Here is a 17820-nt window from a genome sequence, read left to right as displayed (position 1 = left end):
AGAGTGCCGGCTGTTTTTGCCTCAAAGCACTTTGGAGAGAAACGCTGATTGTCTTGCGTCATTGGCCGGTTTGAAAAATTCCTTCGGCGGTAAATCAACCACTACCTGTCCATCATTCATCATGATGACCCGGTCCGACACCTCGCGTGCAAATCCCATTTCGTGGGTAACGACAATCATGCTCATGCCGCTTTCGGCCAGTTCTTTCATCACCACGAGCACTTCCGATACCATTTCCGGGTCAAGGGCAGAGGTAGGTTCGTCGAACAGCATCAGGGCCGGCGCCATGGCCAGCGCCCGTGCTATGGCGACCCGTTGCTGTTGTCCGCCCGACAGTTGGCCGGGGTATTTATCTATCTGATCGGCCAGGCCGACGCGGGCCAGGAGCTGCTCCGCCCGTGAATTCGCTTCTTTCCTGCCCAGTCCCAGGGCGCTTACCGGCGCCAGGGTGACGTTGGTTCTCACGCTCAGATGCGGGAATAAATTGAAGTTTTGAAAAACCATACCCACATCTTTGCGTATGGCTCGAGCCGAAGCGGCGTTGTGTTCCAGCCGAATGCCGTCTATGAAAATCTCGCCGGCATCGATGGGTTCAAGGGCATTTAACGTCCGCAGGAAGGTGGATTTGCCGCTGCCTGAGGGACCGACAACGCAGGTGACGGTTCCTCTTTTGAATTCCAGGGAGATGTCATTCAGGGCGCAAAAATTACCGTAGTATTTTTTTACTTCCTGGCATATGACAATATGCGAGGAAGGAATATCCGCATTCATACGCATCTTAAGTCCTCGCCATATGATATTTGCTGCGATTTTCGCAATAACGGCCATACAGGCTCAGCGGCACTATCATGAGCAAATAATAGACGGCGGCCAGGGTATAGATTTCGAGGTAACGATAATTTTCACCGCTGATGACGGATGCTTCATAAGATAAGTCAGCGATACCGATGGTTGAGAGTAAACTGGATATTTTGACGAGATCGCTGGTGAAATTGACAAACGCGGGGAAAACGACTTTCACCGCTTGAGGAATAATAACCGTTTTCCATTTCTCCACCCTGGGTATGGATAGCGCCGCGCAGGCTTCAAATTGCCCTTTCGGTATAGCCAAGATGCCCGTTCTGAATATTTCGGCAAGAAAAGCACCACTGCAGAGCGTTAATGCCAGGATGCCGGAGGAGAAGGCGGATAATTTCACATCAAAAATAAACGGGACGCAGGTGTATATCCAAAATATGGGAATCAATTCAGGAATGGTCCGGAAGGTTTCAATAATGATAACCGAAACCCGATAGAGAGGGCCGCTGCCTTGCATCTTTCCCCAGCATAATACCGCGCCAAGCACCATACCGAGCGCCAGCGACAGGCAGCAGCTTAAAAAGGTTGTCACGGCACCCTGCGCAAGGATTTTCCAAGCGTTTTCAATAACAAAAAAGTGGAAATTCATGTGGGGTCCCATAAAGATGATTGCGACAGCCTTTTCTCAAGCCTGGAACTTAGGTACGAAAATCCATAGCCGATAATAAAAAAGAGCAGGCCGGAAAAAGTGATGATCTCAATGGGCCTAAAGGTAAAGCTGGCAATATTATTACTGACTGTCACTAATTCGCTGATGGCCAGAACGGAAAGTATGGTGGAGCCTTTAAAAAAGCTGAGAACGGTATTGCACAGCGCCGGCAGCATCAATCTAAGCGCCTGAGGCAAAATGACCCGCAGCCATGTGGTTCTTGTTGAAAGATTCAGTACCTTCGCCGCTTCCCATTGTCCCTCGGGGATGCTTTCAATGCCCGAGCGGGTGATTTCCGTTAGATAGGCGCTTGACTGGAGCGTCATGGCTATAATGCCGGAAACCAGAGCCGGAGTGGGAATACCGGTGATTTGCGGCAGGGCGAAATGGATCCAGAAGATTTGCACCAGCAGCGGCGTGGAACGCCAGATCTCCACATGGACAGCGATGAGGATTTTGATTATCCGGAAGGGAAGCTGGCTGAGGATAGCCAGGACGATGCCGCTCAGCAGGCCGGTTATAACCGAGACCAGCGTAACAAGCACCGTCATGGAAAGTCCCTTGAGCAATAACCGCCAATATTGATAAATCACGGAGAAATCGAGGGTGCGTACAAAACTCCATTTCACGTTATATAAAATAAACGCGAATAAAAGAATAACGATGACGGTACCGACGATTTTTTGCGTATCAATCTTTTTACGTTTAGCGATTATGGCTGACTCGGTCATACAGCGTCCTCATACCGATATGAAGAGTAGGGAGTGCCGGTTGACTCGGCACTCGTGATTATTTACTGGACATAGTCGGTGCCAAACCATTTTTTCCATAGCTCGGCCGTACGTCCGGAATTGAGCTGTCCCCGCAGCCACACATTGATTACCTGCTGCAGATGATATTCATTCAGGTCGATTGCCCAGACAATGCCTACGCGATCCAGCGGTTTTTCACCCAGAGGCCGCATGCCGAACTGTGGGTTCTGCTGGAGCATGCGTGATGTGGAGGTGTAGGAAACCCACCATGCGTCGGCCCGGCCGTTGGCCACTTCCGCCGCGTCTACCGAACTGTTGTCGGAAGCGACAAACCGTATTTCGGCGTTTTTGAAGAACCGTTTGGCGAAATCACCTGATGCGGATCCGGTTTTGGAAATCAGCACCTTCCCTTTCTTGTCCAAATCGGCGTAGGTTTTATAGGGAGAATCATTTTTGACAAAGGCGCCGCTGGTTTCATACGAAAGGGGATCGGTGAAAAGAACGACTTCAGCCCGTTTCATGGTGTCGAATAACGCGGCTCCGCCAATGTCGCACTCGTGATTTTTCACGCTGGCTATGATGGTTTTAAACGTTGAATCGACATCCACCAGTTTGACTTCCATGGCGCTGGCGAGATCAACGGCCATATCGTGGTCAAATCCTTCCCATTTACCGGTGGCGGGGTCTTTATAGGAATAGGGATTGTCTTCAGCCCAGCAAACGCGCAGCTCGCCCTTTGACAAAATAGTGTCGACCGCGCTATCCGCCGCAGCGGCGTATTGCGCGAATCCCAATACAAATAAGATTGCCGCGCCTATTTTTCTGCACTCTTTCCGAGTGAAAATCGACAGTAAATGCATGGAGTTACCCTTATCATATGGATAATTGTGCTTATCAGCCGTTTGGGCCGCTTTATTTTTTCATAGCTATCATCATGTTATTTTGGTATCCAAGTGGTATACCAGTTGAATCAAAGATTACCCATGATACTTTTCCTCTTGGTTAACCTGGTATGATCGATTGGTATCAAAATGGTATATTTTTTGAAAGCAATATAAATGCCAAATTTTCCTAACCAGCACAAGAAAACGGCAGCGCAGGCGTATAAAAATTGTACCGATGCCTTGAGGCCCTGCGCGATAAAGAAACAATTCCCACGAAATTCTTAGCGCAATAATTTTAAAATTTATTATAATTCAGCTAGATATTCTTCCGGTCCTCTCGCCTGTTTTTGTAATGATGATATAGTCCGGCCAATAGCTGCCTTTTTTTTCACCGCGAGAGTATTTCAACGAATCCCTTTTTATAAGGTAAATATTTTTCCCCGCCGGGTTTTATTCACTTTTCAGCAGCGAATGCGTTCGCCTGTTTCAAGTGATTCAGCAGCTAAACGCACCAAGTCAGTGCTATTGATTTATTTTTGTGCAAAAGAATTCGCCGGCCTGATCACACATCCGCCAATGCTTGGCCATGGTTTCCAATAAACGTTGACATCCTGCTAAGAGTTAATAGATTAATATACCTATGGTATTCCGTCTGATATGGCCAGTCTCCCACTCCCTCTTTTAATTTCATGAAAGATAAAATAAATGACAAATAAAACAGCATTATTGGATGGCGGTAATGGCGGTCTTGGCAATCAGGCTTATGAAGCGCTGCTGGATTTGATCATTGCCAGGGAGCTAAAGCAGGGCGAGCAGATACAAGAGCGGGCGCTAGCTATCCGTCTCGGTATTTCCAGGACCCCGCTACGTGAAGCGATGCACAGGCTTGAAGGAGAGAAATCCTCGAGCGTAAGTCCAATAATCGGCTTTTGTCCGCATGGTGACCCTCGAGGAAATTCTTGAGATTCTCCACGTCAGACGACTGCTGGAAACCGAGGCGGCGGCCCGCTCAGCCGGCAAAATCCCCCTGAATAAGCTGGCGCTGCTGAAGGTCAGGCTGGAAAAGCTCAGGCAGGCCGGCGACCCTTCCAGCTATGAGCACCAGATTGTGGATGCGGAATTGCACGGGCTGATTGTCCATTATTGCGAAAACAAGCTCTTGGCGGAGATGATAGATGAATTACGGCGCAAAACCCGGATGTTTTCACTCAAACGGGTGGATAAGCGCATGATGCCCGTCCTGAATGAACATATGGCTATCATTGCCGCCCTTGAAAAGGGGGACGCGGAGCAGGCCGCCCTGGAGGTCTCGCATCATATTGACAATATCAGGATTTCGATAATCGAAAAATACACCAGCCTCTGATGTAAAAAGTGAGGCAAATATCCGCATCACCTGAGGCTATATCCCGCAGGTTTTTTACCCCGAAACGTTTATTTTATTAAAAATTCAATAATATCATATGCTTAATATCATGGCATGATGGTTGCTCTCTATAGCCCGGAAGCAATGTAGCTATAAAGAGGACCACCCATGAAAAATAACGCAGTCGTCATCAATGGCAAGGACAACGTTGCCGTTGCCCTGATAGCCCTCCACGCCGGAGAAAACGCCACGGTTGCCATCGACAATCGTTTTATCGATGTGTCTTTGCGCCAGGATGTGCCGTTCGGGCACAAATTCGCCATCGCCGATATCGCTTTGCACGGCGAAGTTTATAAATACGGTGAATCCATAGGCCGCAGCACCGCGCCCATTCAACGGGGCGAGTATGTCCACGTGCACAATGTGGAAAGTGAACGCGGCCGCGGCGACTGGCAATAACAGGAGATAAGCATGAGCATGACATTTAAAGGTTATCGCCGTCCCGACGGATCCGTCGGCATCCGTAACCATGTATTGATTTTACCCACCAGCGCCTGTTCCAATAAAGTGGCGCGCGATATCAGCCTGCAGGTTAAAGGCGCCGTGTGGATAAATAATAATTTCGGCTGCTGTCAAATAGCCAGCGATGCCAAACTCACGGTAAAAACCCTGATCAACGTCGCCGCCAACGGTAATGTCGGTGCGGTGGTGGTGGTGGGGCTGGGCTGCGAAGGGGCTGAGCCCACCTATGTTACCGATGAAATACGCAAAACCGGCAAACCGGTCTGCTGCGTGACCATCCAGGGCGAAGGCGGCACGCTTAATTGCCAGGCTAAAGGTATTTCCCTGGCCCGGGCCTATGCCCAGGAGCTGTCGATGCAGCAGGGGGAGGCGATTTCCCTTGCCGAACTGACGCTGGGTATGGAATGCGGCGGTTCGGATACTACCTCAGGGCTGATCTCCAATCCTTCGCTGGGGGTTGCCTGCGATCGGCTGATTGCGGAAGGCGGCACCGCCATGCTGTCGGAAACCACCGAATTTATCGGCGCGGAGCAGGTTTTTGCCAAACGTGCCGTCAACCCGCGGGTGGCGAAAGAATTCATCGATATGGTGCTGGACTGCGAGCAGCGGGCCAAGGCATTAGGCGAGGATATTCGCGGCGGCCAGCCGACGCCGGGCAATATCAAAGGCGGCTTGACCACCATTGAAGAAAAATCCCTCGGCTGCATCCATAAAGCGGGCCATTCGCCGCTGCAGGGAGTGTTGAAATACGCAGACCGTCCACAGGGCCATGGGCTGTGGGTGATGGACACCCCGGGGCAGGATATTGAATCACTCTCCGGCAAGGTCGCGGGGGGCGCCAATTTGATCGTATTCACCACCGGGCGCGGCAGTCCTACCGGCACGCCCATTGCGCCGGTGATTAAAATCACCGCCAACGAAGCCACCTACGCCAAAATGAGCGATAACATCGACCTTGATGTTTCAGCGGCCATGCGCGGAGAAGCCACCATTGAGGAGATGGGACAACGGGTATTTGATGAAATACTGAAGGTTGCCAACGGAAAAAGCACCAAAGCGGAAGAACTCGGCCATGATGAGTTCTCGATTTATAAAATTGCGCCTTCCTTCTGAATATATTCAGGCCCCAAGGAACGGTAACGTCCCTTCAGACTGCTGACAGACGTATTCGGAGTCAATAAGACGGGACAGGCTGCCGGAAGAGTAAACCGTCCGCGCCAGGGATGGCGCGGATCGAGCCTACAAGGACGTATTCACGGCGAGTTTACGATCTGGCAACCTGCCCCGGCCGTGCGCTATGTCAACAAGCTCCTTTATAAGAGGCTGAAATGAAAATCAAACGAGCAATGGAAAAATTTCCGGGCGGCATGATGGTCATACCGCTGATTATCGGCGCCCTATTTAAAACATTTTTCCCCCGAGCCCTGGAAATAGGCAGCTTTACCACCGCGTTATCCCACGGTTCGATGGCGATCCTGGCGGTATTCTTTATTTGTATGGGAGCGGAAATCCGCTTTAACGCCGCGCCACAGGCTTTGAAAAAAGGGGCGGCTATTACCTTGTCAAAACTGGTGGTGGGTATCGTCATTGGTCTGGCGGTAGTGAAATTTTGCGGAGAGGGCGGACTGTTCGGGCTGTCCGGCCTGGCCATTATTTCCGCCATGACCAATGCCAATATGGGCCTGTATGCGGCGCTTACCAAAGAATACGGTAATGAAACCGATCGCGGCGCCATTGCGGTACTGTCAGTGCTGGAAGGCCCGTTTCTCACCATGGTGGCGATGGGCACCGCCGGCTTGGTGTCGATTCCGCTGCTGGATTTTATCGCGGTAATCATTCCTATCATTATCGGCGTGATATTGGGTAATCTGGATGAGGAGATGCGTGCCTTTTTGAAAAGCGGCGGCGGTATGTTGATCCCCTTCTTCTCTTTTGGCCTGGGCACCAATATCGATTTTATGACGCTGCTGCAAGCCGGGCTGTCGGGCGTATTGCTTGGCGTGATGACGGTGGTCATCGGCGGCGTCTTTAATATCCTGGTTTCGCGCCTGGCGGGGGGCAGCGGCATTGCCGGCGCGGCGGTGTCAACCACCGCGGGCAACGCGGTAGCCACACCGGCGGCCATTGCCAGCGTCGATCACAGCATGGCGGGATTAGTGGCGGTGGCGACGCCGCAGGTGGCGGCATCCACTATCGTTTCCTCGCTGTTGACGCCGTTGCTGAGCGCCTGGGTCGCTAAAAAAGAGGCCCTACGCTTGGAAAAAAAACATCAAATGATTCCCAAAAAAGCAAGGACCTAAATGTAAATAACGGGACCGGCTAACGGTAAATATTTCTTATCTCTTTATCATCGTGCGGAAGTTGTTTATGGGACATTGTGTAATGAAGAAGCTTCCGCATTTTTGTATTATCTCACCCACCGCCGATCTCACCGAAAATATTGCCGGCATTAAAGCCAATTATGCCGGTAAAGCCAACATTACCATTGTGGAATCCAGCTTGACCGGGATTAAAGAGACCCTGAAGCATTTACCGCTGGAAGATTACGATATTTTTATCAGCCGCGGCGGCATGGTGAGATTGCTGGAACAATGCATAAAGCAGCCCATTATCGAAATAAAAACCTCCGCTTACGATATCATTGACGCCTTGGCTCCTTATCGTAACCAAACCTGCATTGGCATCGTCGGTTACGTCAGCGTCATCAACGGCAGCCGTAAAATCGCCGCGATGCTGAATATTCCGCTGAAAATTTTTACCGTGCCGGATATGTCGCTGCCCACCATCGAACGTATTCGCCGGCAGGTGCATCAGCAAATGGCCAACGGCGAGGTGGAGCGGCTTATCGGTGATGCCATTAGCACTGATTATTTCGACCTTCCCGCCGAGCGTTGCACGCTGTTGAGTACCGGCGTGGAGTCCATTGAACGGGCGCTGGAAGAGGCCATTACGGTCTATCGGGGGCTGGCGCGCCAGCGTGTGGAAAACCGCCAGCTGCAAACCTTGATTGATGCGGTGAGCAAGGCCATTATCACCGTCAACGGGCGGGGAGAAATCCTGCACAGCAACAGCCAGGCGATGTCCATGCTTGGGTTGACGCAGCGTACCGGGGATAACTTGCAACGCTACCTGGCGTTTGGGTCTTTATCCCGCTTTAACGAACACTATGATGTGAACGAAAGCCTGATTATCGATAGCAGCGCCTATGGATCCCTCCTGGCCAAGGTAACGCCCATTGTTGAAAACGGCGAGACCGACCGGCTGATTATCACCTTGCAAAAAGCCGCCACCGTACGCGGCGAGGAGCAGGCGATACGCCTTAAGGAAGCGGAAAAACGCAATTTCCAGGCCCGTTATGGTTTCAACGATTTTATCACCGGCCACCCTGAAATGGCCCGCCGGCTGCAGCTGGCGGCAACCTATGCCAAGACCGATGCCACAATTTTGCTGATTGGCGAGAACGGCACCGGTAAGGAGATCATTGCCCAAAGCATTCATAATGCCAGCGAGCGCCGGGATAAAATGTTCGTGCCGGTAAATTGCGGGGCCATCCCGCCGGATATTCTGGAAAGCGAGCTGTTCGGCTATGTGGAGGGGGCATTTTCCGGCGCGTCGCGCAAGGGCAAAACCGGACTGTTTGAACTGGCCCATGGCGGTACGCTGTTCCTGGATGAAATCACCGAGCTGGACAAAAGCCTGCAATCAAAACTGCTGCGGGTGTTGCAAGAACGCCAGCTGATACGCCTGGGCTCGGATCGTATTATTCCCATCGATGTGCGCATCATCGCCGCCACCAACCGTAACATCCAGACATTTGTCGAGGAAGGCGGTTTTCGCGAAGACCTCTATTACCGCATCAACGTACTGAAGATTACCGCCATGCCGCTGCGCGAACGGCCGGAAGATATCCGCGCCATCGGTGAATACTGGCTGAGCCGTTATCGCCGGCGCTATGATTTGCCGCCGCTGCGTCTGGCGGACAATCTGTGGCGATTCCTGACTCGTTACTCTTGGCCTGGCAATGCACGGCAGCTGGGCAATATTATGGAGCGTCTGGCGCTCTCAGCCGTCGGCGATACGCTGGATCTCGAGCAGGCCGCGCTCTACATCGAGGATCTCGCCGGCGGGCAACAGCAATTGGGGAAAAAAGCCTGTACCCAATGCGATTTGCTGGAGGGTAATTACGCACAGATCCGCCGGGCTATACTGGAGCGGGTCATTGCCAGGCAAGGTTATAATAAAAGCCGTACCGCACGGATGCTGGATGTGGATCGTACCTCAATCAACCGCTGGCTAATGAAACCTTAGGGGATGCCGGCGGTAAAACTGCCGGGCATCCTGGTGCCCCAGCCTGCCTTTCACGCATGAAAACAGTTATTTCATCATTTAATCAAACCATTACAAAAATACGGCCGCTAAAAAATCCATCAGCTAAAATAGTGATTAAGATGAAACATTTTCAACTTATGGTTGAATACTCGACATCATTTAGCAAAAGCGGTATGGTCGGGCATCTGGATGTCTAAACGTATAAACGTATGCTTTGAGGTTCTAAGGTTATGCCGATTCGGGTTCTTGATGAGTTGCCGGCAGTAAATTTTCTGCGCAATGAAAATGTCTTTGTGATGACGACTTCCCGCGCCAGCACACAGGAAATTCGTCCGTTGAAGGTTCTGATACTCAATCTGATGCCGAAAAAAATAGAGACGGAAAACCAATTCCTGCGTTTGTTATCCAATTCGCCGCTCCAGATCGATATTCAACTGCTGCGCATCGACAGCCATGAGTCGAAAAATACGCCGGCGCAGCATCTCAATACCTTTTACTGCGACTTTGAGGATATCCAGGATCAGAACTACGACGGTCTGGTGGTTACCGGGGCGCCGCTGGGGCTGGTGGATTTCAGCGATGTGGTTTACTGGCCGCAGATCGCCCGGATCCTGCAATGGTCAAAGGATCATGTCACGTCAACCCTGTTTGTCTGTTGGGCGGTACAAGCCGCGCTGAATATTTTGTACGATATTCCTAAAATGACCCGCCAGGTAAAACTGGCCGGCGTTTACCAGCACAATACCCTTAAGCCCCACGCGTTGCTGACCCGTGGTTTTGATGAGACCTTTCTGGCGCCCCATTCCCGCTATGCGGATTTTCCCACCGACGTCATCCGCCGGTATACCGATCTGGAGATCCTGGCGGAGTCCGAGCAAACGGGGGCGTATCTGTTCGCCAGTAAAGACAAGCGGCTGGCCTTTGTCACCGGACATCCTGAATATGACGCACTGACCCTGGCCGGCGAATATCATCGGGATCTGGCCGCCGGCCTGGATCCCTTGCTGCCGGTTAATTATTTCCCGGATGACAATCCCGATCTGACGCCGAAAGCGAGCTGGCGGAGCCACGGGCACCTGCTGTTTGCCAACTGGCTCAATTATTACGTTTATCAGATCACGCCGTTCGATTTACGCAATATGAACCCCACCATCGATTGATGTCCCACAAACATACAAGGGGCGCGGTGAGGGCCATGGACGGCCGGCAGAGAAACTATCCCGGCCAGGCTCGGCCGGGAATCGTAGGGTAAGGATTTTTGCGCTTAGACGACGATGCAGCTAGCACCCTGTTCGGCGCCGGAGAGCTGGCTGCGCAGGGCGCCGAACAGTTCCCGCCCGCTGCCCATATGGCCGGCGCTTAAATCGGGCAACGCGACGGTACGTTGAGCCAGTTCGCTTTCTTCCACCAGCAGGGACAACTCGCCGGTAACGCCATTAACCCGCACCATATCGCCGGTGCGGGCCTTCGCCAGCAACCCGCCGTTAAAGGCTTCCGGCGTGACGTGGATTGCCGAGGGCACTTTGCCCGAGGCGCCCGAAAGACGCCCATCGGTCACCAGCGCTATTTTGTAACCGCGATCCAGCAGGACGCCCAGGGGCGGCATCAGCTTGTGCAGCTCCGGCATCCCGTTGGCGCGGGGGCCCTGATAACGCACCACGATGACACAGTCTTTATTCAACTGCCCGGCATCAAAGGCCGGACCGACGTCATGCTGGCTTTCGAATACCACCGCCGGCGCTTCAATAACCTGGTTGGCGATGGGTACGGCGGAGGTCTTCATTACCGCACGCCCCAGGTTGCCGTCCAACACCTTGGTGCCGCCATGATGCTCGAACGGGCTTTCCAGCGTGGAAATCACTTTCGGATCCAGGGAAGTCTCGGGACTTTCGCGCCAGGCCAGGGTACCCTGATCCAGCCAAGGTTCAAGGGTATAGCGGCTTAAGCCGAATCCGGCGACGGTATTGACGTCTTCATTGAGCAATCCGCCTTTCAGCAGTTCGCGAATCACCAATTGGACACCGCCGGCATCGTGGAACTGATTGATGTCCGCCGGGCCGTTTGGATATATCCGCGCCAGCAAAGGCACCGAATCGGAGAGTTCGGAAAAATCGTCCCAGTTGATGATGATGCCGGCGGCGCGGGCCATGGCCACCAGATGCATGGTGTGATTGGTGGAACCGCCGGTGGTGAGCAATGCCACAATGCCGTTCACGATGACCTTTTCATCCACCAACCGGCCGACGGGCAGGTAATTGCCGCTGTTTTCCGTCAGACGGGTAACCTGGACGGCTGCGGCATCGGTGAGGGCGTCACGCAGCGGGGTGTTCGGCTGGATAAAGGAGGAACCCGGCAGATGCAGCCCCATCATTTCCATGACCATCTGGTTAGAGTTGGCGGTACCGTAGAACGTACAGGTGCCGGCGCTGTGATAAGACTCGGCTTCTGCTTCCAGCATGGCGGCCCGGTCAAGCTTCCCTTCCGCATAGAGTTGCCGGACCCGGACTTTTTCCTTATTCGGTAAACCGCTGGCCATGGGGCCGGCCGGTACAAACACCGCCGGCAGATGGCCGAAAGATAACGCCGCCATCACCAGGCCCGGGACTATCTTGTCGCAGATACCGAGATAAAGCGCCCCATCGAACATATTGTGGGATAAGCCGATGGCCGCCGACATGGCGATGATTTCGCGGCTCATGAGCGAGAGTTCCATCCCGTCCTGGCCCTGGGTTACACCGTCGCACATGGCCGGAACCCCGGCCGCCACCTGGCCTACCGCGCCGGCGCTATGCAAAGCGGCTTTCAACCGTTCCGGATAATATTCATAGGGTTGATGGGCGGACAGCATGTCGTTATAGGCGGTGATAATGGCGATGTCATTATGGGTCAGGCTTTTCAGCGCGGCTTTATCGTCGGGCTGGCAGGCAGCAAAACCATGGGCCAGATTGCCGCAGGCTAACTGGGCGCGGTGGACCGTTTTGGTGCGCGCATCGTCTATGCGCGCCAGGTAAGCGGCGCGGGTGGCTGTTGAACGGTCGATGATACGTTGCGTTACACGGGCTACGGTAGGATTCATACATGCCTCACTTAAGATTGAACGGTTCAGGGCCGCCCTCGCGGGCAGCGCTGAACAACAGAATTTGTGGTCCGACGGCACATCAGGATGCTTTACGCTTTTATTATTAAAATCGGTCGGTGGCGGAACCGTCTGATGGCGCTGTTATCGGTCGGCCCCCAGTAAGGCCGGTTCTTTTGTTGCTTTTAACCGAGGTGCAAATTGGCATACCTCGATGTTGAATCGTTTCAGCTACACAGAACTTAAAAAGCCGGATGCCAAAAGTCGGGCTCATCCGGCCTGTGTGAATGTAAATCCTTTACATCCTTTGAAGAAACCGCGGTTTCGGCAACGTCGGTCGCCGGCTTCAGCCGGCGTTTTACTGATTAAACTGCCGGATATAATTCAAGGTATCGTCAATGACTTTTTCCACCGGCTGGGCGATATTGACTACGAATACATCGGGTTCGTCCGCACCGGGTTCTTCCAGAGTATCGAATTGGGTCACCAGCATCTCGGATTTGAAAAAGTGGCCTTTACGGGCCTTCATGCGTTCTTCAATTACCTCGAAGCTGCCCTTGAGATAGATGAAGGAGAGATTGTCATTCCCCTGCCGCAGGCGATCGCGATACCGCTTTTTCAGCGACGAACAGACGATGATGGAGACCGCGTTGGTGCGCTGCATGGCGAAAGCGGCATCGTTAATCGCCGCCAGCCAGGGCGCGCGATCATCATCGTTTAACGCATGGCCCGCCGCCATTTTTTCAATGTTGGCGCGGGGATGGAGGAAATCGCCATCCAGAAACGCGGCCGAAAGCTCGCGGGCCAGGGCGCTGGCTACAACGGATTTGCCGCTGCCTGAAACGCCCATTAAAACGAAGATATGGTTGGATGTAGTTGTCATCGTAGGGCTCCGAGGCCTGCTAAAGTTCATTGATGTTACCGGTAACATTATGCGTGTTTTTTTATCGGTTTCTAGCGGCATCAACGACTTTTATTTTCTTCTGTGATCGACATCAAATTATAAGGGCATTATGAAACATAACTTTTACATTAAGTGGCGTTTTTTTAAACTATCAGCCGATAACTGAAAAAGTCTCATGAGCCGCCATCTTCGCTCCCGCTTAACTTATGTTAGGATGTTCTGCCTGTTTTGGCTCAATTTTAGACGCTCTACCCTGGATAATTCGGGTTGCAGGAAAGCGACGCACCTGCAGCTTGAAGTATAACGGGTATATTTTTCTGCGGTGGATGGGTAATAGTGAATAATCGAACTGACGGACTTCGCCGGCAATTGGCCCAGCGCATCATGGTGCTGGACGGCGCCATGGGCACCATGATCCAGAGCTACCGGTTGGAGGAAGCGGACTACCGGGGCGAGCGCTTTGCCCAGTGGCCAAGCGATTTGAAGGGCAATAACGATTTGCTGGTGCTCAGCAAGCCCGAGGTGATTTCCGCGATTCACTACGCCTACCTTGAAGCGGGCGCCGACATTCTGGAAACCAATACCTTTAACTCCACCGCCATCGCCATGGCCGATTACCAGATGGAGTCGCTGGTTGGCGAGCTTAATTTCGAAGCCGCCCGGCTGGCACGCCAGTGCGCCGATGAATGGACGGCGCGCACTCCGGATAAACCGCGTTATGTTGCCGGCGTCCTGGGCCCCACCAACCGCACCGCCTCGATTTCCCCGGATGTAAACGATCCGGCGTTCCGCAACGTGACCTTTGATCAGTTAGTAAGTGCTTACAGAGAGTCGGTGCACGCATTGGTTGAGGGGGGCGCGGATTTGATTATGGTGGAAACCATTTTCGATACCCTCAACGCCAAGGCGGCAATATTCGCCATTGAAACCGAATTTGAAGCCATGGGCGTAGAGTTGCCGGTGATGATTTCCGGCACCATCACCGATGCCTCGGGACGGACGCTTTCCGGCCAGACCACGGAAGCCTTTTACAACTCCCTGCGGCACGTTAAACCGCTGTCGTTCGGTTTGAACTGCGCCCTTGGCCCGGATGAGCTGCGGCAGTATGTCGCCGAGCTGTCCAGGATTGCCGAGTGTTACATCAGCGCCCATCCCAATGCCGGGTTGCCCAATGCCTTCGGCGAGTACGATCTCGGCCCCGATGTTATGGCCAGGCAAATCAAGGAGTGGGCCGGCGCCGGTTTTTTGAATATCGTCGGCGGCTGCTGCGGCACCACGCCGGAGCATATCGCCGCCATCGTCCGGGCCATTGAGGGCATACCGCCGCGCCAGCTGCCGGATCGGCCGGTGGCCTGCCGCCTGGCGGGGCTGGAACCCCTTAATATCGACAAAGACACCCTGTTTGTGAACGTGGGCGAACGGACTAATGTCACCGGCTCTGCGCGCTTCAAACGCCTGATAAAAGAAGAAAAGTACAATGAAGCCCTGGCGGTGGCCCTTCAGCAGGTGGAAAGCGGCGCCCAGGTTATCGATATCAACATGGATGAGGGCATGCTGGATTCCGAAGCCGCCATGGTGCGTTTTCTGAGCCTGATTGCCGGAGAGCCGGACATCTCCCGCGTACCCATCATGATCGACTCCTCCAAATGGGATGTTATCGAGCAAGGCCTTAAATGCATCCAGGGCAAAGGCATCGTCAACTCCATCTCCATGAAGGAAGGCGAGGAGGTCTTTATCCACCATGCCCGCCTGGTGCGCCGTTACGGCGCCGCGGTGGTGGTGATGGCTTTTGACGAGGACGGACAGGCGGATACCCGCGCGCGCAAAATAGCCATCTGCCGCCGGGCTTACCGTATCCTGACCGAGACGGTGGGCTTTCCGCCGGAAGATATCATTTTTGATCCGAATATCTTTGCCATCGCCACCGGCATTGAGGAGCATAACAATTATGCGATGGATTTTATCGGCGCCTGTGCCGATATCAAGGCCGAACTGCCCCATGCGCTGATTTCCGGCGGTGTCTCCAACGTGTCTTTCTCGTTTCGCGGCAATGAACCGGTGCGGGAAGCCATTCATGCGGTATTCCTTTATCACGCCATCCGCAACGGTATGGATATGGGTATCGTCAATGCCGGGCAATTGGCCATTTATGACGATTTGTCGGCTGAGCTGCGCGAGGCGGTGGAGGATGTGGTGCTTAATCGCCGCGCCGACGGCACCGAGCGGTTGCTGGAACTGGCGGAGAAGTACCGCGGCGGCAAGACCGACGAAGTCAGTAAGCAGCAGCAGGCGGAATGGCGCGGATGGCCGGTGATAAAACGCCTGGAGTATGCCTTGATAAAAGGCATTACCGAGTTTATCGAGCCCGATACCGAAGAAGCGCGGCAGCAGGCGGCACAGCCCATCGAGGTCATTGAAGGGCCGCTGATGTCCGGCATGAACGTGGTGGGAGATCTGTTTGGCGCCGGCAAGATGTTTTTGCCGCAGGTAGTGAAATCGGCGCGGGTCATGAAGCAGGCGGTGGCTTACCTGGAGCCTTTTATCCAGGCCGGTAAGCAGCAAAAGAAAGCGGCGGGAAAAGTCCTGCTGGCGACGGTAAAGGGTGATGTCCACGATATCGGTAAAAATATCGTCGGCGTGGTGTTGCAATGCAATAACTATGAAATCATCGACCTGGGGGTAATGGTTCCGATGGACAAAATCCTGAAGACCGCCCGGGAGATGAACGTGGATATCATCGGTCTGTCCGGCTTGATTACCCCGTCGCTGGATGAAATGGTCAACGTCGCCAAGGAGATGGAGCGGCAGGGATTCACGCTGCCGCTGCTGATTGGCGGCGCAACCACCTCCAAGGCCCATACCGCGGTGAAAATCGAGCGCAACTACAGCGGACCGACGATTTATGTCCAGAACGCGTCCCGTAGCGTGGGGGTGGTTTCCGCACTGCTGTCCGATGCGCAACGGGACGAATTTGTCCAGAAAACCCGCAGTGAATATGACACGGTGCGTATCCAGCATGGCCGTAAAAAGCCCCGTACCCCGCCGGTGACATTACAAGCCGCGCGGGACAATGACGCCGCCATGGACTGGGAGCATTACACTCCGCCGGTGGCCCATCGCCTGGGGATTCAGGCGGTGACGGCCTCCATTGAGACCTTGCGCAACTATATTGACTGGACGCCGTTTTTTATGACCTGGTCGCTGGCGGGTAAATATCCGCGCTTGCTGCAGGACGAGGTGATCGGCGAAGAAGCCCGGCGGCTGTTTGCCGATGCCAACGCCATGCTGGATAAGCTCTCCGCTGAAAAATCACTGCTCCCGCGCGGCGTGGTGGGGCTGTTTCCCGCCAACCGGGTGGGTGACGATATTGAAATCTATCGGGATGAAAGCCGCCGCGAGGTGGTTGCCGTCAGCCATCATCTGCGCCAGCAGACGGAAAAAACCGATTTCGCCAATTACTGCCTGGCAGACTTCGTGGCCCCGAAATCCAGCGGCAAGGCGGATTATCTCGGCGCGTTTGCCGTGACCGCCGGTTTGGAGGAAGACCAACTGGCCGCGGACTATGACGCCCTGCATGACGATTACAATAAAATCATGGTAAAAGCCTTATCCGATCGGTTGGCTGAAGCGTTTGCCGAGTACCTGCACGAACGGGTGCGTAAAGTCTATTGGGGGTATGCCGCTACGGAAAACCTCAGCAACGAGGAGTTGATCCGGGAAAATTATCAGGGTATCCGCCCGGCGCCGGGCTACCCCGCCTGTCCCGATCATACGGAAAAAGAGGCTATCTGGCGCCTGCTCAACGTTGACGAAAATACCGGCATGCGGTTGACTGAATCCTATGCCATGTGGCCGGGAGCATCGGTTTCCGGCTGGTATTTCAGCCACCCCGACAGTAAATATTATGCCGTGGCGCAAATTCAGCGGGATCAGGTGGAGGACTATGCCGCCCGTAAGAGTATGCCGGTGGCGGAAGTTGAACGCTGGCTGGCGCCTAATCTCGGCTACGATGCCGATTGAGGATCAATTCCACATAGGGATGATGGTAAGCAATCCTTTTGGATTGCTTTTGTTTCTAAAATTACCTGTTTTTTTGCCTGGACAGGGAAGCTTAACATTGAATTTATTAGCAATATTGATTTTATAATAAGAATTATACCCCGCTAATTAATTATGGCTAATAATATAATTATTTTACCTATTCCCTTGCCGGCGTTAGATTGATCTAAGCAAAGCGGCATTATAATCAAAACGCTAATTATTATTTGAAATGTAATTGTTCATAACTTTATTTAAATTTTTATTTTATTGGAAGCAGTCTGAGCAATCGGCAGACATTTACTATTAACCCGCAGGACATTACGCAGTTCATGATAACGGGAAATCATTCCCGCTATCGGCAATTGCGGACCGGCGGCGTTAATGGTTTTGGACTCGTATACCCTTGATGGGTATAAATATGGCAAATTGGGGTGGTATA

14 protein-coding genes are annotated in these 17820 nt (G+C 53.2%); 8 read left to right on the top strand and 6 right to left on the bottom strand.

Going from position 1 to position 17820, the window contains the following annotated elements; translation table 11 throughout:
* Window positions 1-21 precede the first annotated feature (21 nt).
* The 4 genes from GTU79_RS28075 to GTU79_RS28060 form a co-directional block, all read right to left on the bottom strand.
* Window positions 22-744, bottom strand: a complete 723-nt coding sequence (locus GTU79_RS28075; RefSeq protein WP_476749683.1) for an amino acid ABC transporter ATP-binding protein — start codon at window positions 742-744, stop codon at window positions 22-24.
* 34 nt (window positions 745-778) lie between these two features.
* Window positions 779-1390 (bottom strand): amino acid ABC transporter permease, encoded by a 612-nt coding sequence (locus GTU79_RS28070; protein WP_165934205.1) that lies wholly within the window; start codon window positions 1388-1390, stop codon window positions 779-781.
* Between the two features lie 53 nt (window positions 1391-1443).
* Window positions 1444-2238, bottom strand: a complete 795-nt coding sequence (locus GTU79_RS28065) for an amino acid ABC transporter permease (RefSeq protein ID WP_203523751.1) — start codon at window positions 2236-2238, stop codon at window positions 1444-1446.
* Between the two features lie 62 nt (window positions 2239-2300).
* Complete coding sequence (locus tag GTU79_RS28060; protein WP_132924484.1) at window positions 2301-3119, bottom strand: substrate-binding periplasmic protein; 819 nt, start codon at window positions 3117-3119, stop codon at window positions 2301-2303.
* Between the two features lie 729 nt (window positions 3120-3848).
* Between GTU79_RS28060 and GTU79_RS28055 the strand changes: the two genes are divergently transcribed.
* The 7 genes from GTU79_RS28055 to metA all read left to right on the top strand — a co-directional run bounded on the left by GTU79_RS28055 (window position 3849) and on the right by metA (window position 10520).
* The gene (locus tag GTU79_RS28055; protein WP_214513575.1) at window positions 3849-4106 is read left to right on the top strand and encodes a GntR family transcriptional regulator; all 258 of its coding nucleotides are present in this window, start codon (window positions 3849-3851) and stop codon (window positions 4104-4106) included.
* Window positions 4081-4509, top strand: coding sequence for a GntR family transcriptional regulator (locus GTU79_RS28050; protein ID WP_214513574.1), 429 nt, complete (start codon window positions 4081-4083; stop codon window positions 4507-4509). The genes GTU79_RS28055 and GTU79_RS28050 overlap by 26 nt, the downstream gene beginning before the upstream one ends.
* Window positions 4510-4677: 168 nt before the next feature.
* Window positions 4678-4968: a UxaA family hydrolase gene (locus GTU79_RS28045; protein WP_132924488.1), complete on the top strand. Its 291-nt coding sequence runs from the start codon at window positions 4678-4680 to the stop codon at window positions 4966-4968.
* Between the two features lie 12 nt (window positions 4969-4980).
* Window positions 4981-6144, top strand: a complete 1164-nt coding sequence (locus GTU79_RS28040) for a UxaA family hydrolase (protein ID WP_203523749.1) — start codon at window positions 4981-4983, stop codon at window positions 6142-6144.
* Window positions 6145-6359: 215 nt separating this feature from the next.
* Window positions 6360-7331 (top strand): 2-keto-3-deoxygluconate permease, encoded by a 972-nt coding sequence (locus GTU79_RS28035; RefSeq protein ID WP_132924490.1) that lies wholly within the window; start codon window positions 6360-6362, stop codon window positions 7329-7331.
* An 82-nt stretch (window positions 7332-7413) separates the two neighbouring features.
* Window positions 7414-9339: a sigma 54-interacting transcriptional regulator gene (locus GTU79_RS28030; protein WP_203523748.1), complete on the top strand. Its 1926-nt coding sequence runs from the start codon at window positions 7414-7416 to the stop codon at window positions 9337-9339.
* Between the two features lie 251 nt (window positions 9340-9590).
* On the top strand, window positions 9591-10520 hold the full coding sequence (metA, locus tag GTU79_RS28025) for a homoserine O-acetyltransferase MetA (protein ID WP_132924494.1): 930 nt from the start codon (window positions 9591-9593) through the stop codon (window positions 10518-10520).
* Window positions 10521-10624: 104 nt separating this feature from the next.
* Here metA and edd read toward each other — a convergent pair whose 3' ends face one another.
* Window positions 10625-12436: a phosphogluconate dehydratase gene (edd, locus tag GTU79_RS28020; RefSeq protein ID WP_203523747.1), complete on the bottom strand. Its 1812-nt coding sequence runs from the start codon at window positions 12434-12436 to the stop codon at window positions 10625-10627.
* 358 nt (window positions 12437-12794) lie between these two features.
* Complete coding sequence (gene gntK, locus GTU79_RS28015) at window positions 12795-13319, bottom strand: gluconokinase (protein WP_203523746.1); 525 nt, start codon at window positions 13317-13319, stop codon at window positions 12795-12797.
* A gap of 405 nt (window positions 13320-13724) precedes the next feature.
* Here gntK and metH point away from each other — a divergent pair, with 405 nt between their 5' ends.
* The gene (gene metH / locus GTU79_RS28010) at window positions 13725-17360 is read left to right on the top strand and encodes a methionine synthase (protein ID WP_420854211.1); all 3636 of its coding nucleotides are present in this window, start codon (window positions 13725-13727) and stop codon (window positions 17358-17360) included.
* Window positions 17361-17820 lie beyond the last annotated feature (460 nt).

It is taken from the genome of Sodalis ligni, assembly GCF_016865525.2.
GTDB classification, from domain to species: domain Bacteria; phylum Pseudomonadota; class Gammaproteobacteria; order Enterobacterales; family Enterobacteriaceae; genus Acerihabitans; species Acerihabitans ligni.
The sequence above is the reverse complement of the archived record's forward strand: the minus strand, read 5'-3'. Positions and strand labels throughout refer to the sequence as shown.

Coding starts and splice junctions, on each gene's coding strand:
- metH (WP_420854211.1), top strand. CDS start 13,725: ATGGTGCTGGACGGCGCCATGGGCACCATGATCCAGAGCTACCGGTTG.
- edd (WP_203523747.1), bottom strand. CDS start 12,436: ATGAATCCTACCGTAGCCCGTGTAACGCAACGTATCATCGACCGTTCA.
- GTU79_RS28060 (WP_132924484.1), bottom strand. CDS start 3,119: ATGCATTTACTGTCGATTTTCACTCGGAAAGAGTGCAGAAAAATAGGC.
- GTU79_RS28045 (WP_132924488.1), top strand. CDS start 4,678: ATGAAAAATAACGCAGTCGTCATCAATGGCAAGGACAACGTTGCCGTT.
- GTU79_RS28035 (WP_132924490.1), top strand. CDS start 6,360: ATGAAAATCAAACGAGCAATGGAAAAATTTCCGGGCGGCATGATGGTC.
- GTU79_RS28065 (WP_203523751.1), bottom strand. CDS start 2,238: ATGACCGAGTCAGCCATAATCGCTAAACGTAAAAAGATTGATACGCAA.
- GTU79_RS28050 (WP_214513574.1), top strand. CDS start 4,081: ATGGTGACCCTCGAGGAAATTCTTGAGATTCTCCACGTCAGACGACTG.
- GTU79_RS28030 (WP_203523748.1), top strand. CDS start 7,414: ATGAAGAAGCTTCCGCATTTTTGTATTATCTCACCCACCGCCGATCTC.
- metA (WP_132924494.1), top strand. CDS start 9,591: ATGCCGATTCGGGTTCTTGATGAGTTGCCGGCAGTAAATTTTCTGCGC.
- gntK (WP_203523746.1), bottom strand. CDS start 13,319: ATGACAACTACATCCAACCATATCTTCGTTTTAATGGGCGTTTCAGGC.
- GTU79_RS28040 (WP_203523749.1), top strand. CDS start 4,981: ATGAGCATGACATTTAAAGGTTATCGCCGTCCCGACGGATCCGTCGGC.
- GTU79_RS28055 (WP_214513575.1), top strand. CDS start 3,849: ATGACAAATAAAACAGCATTATTGGATGGCGGTAATGGCGGTCTTGGC.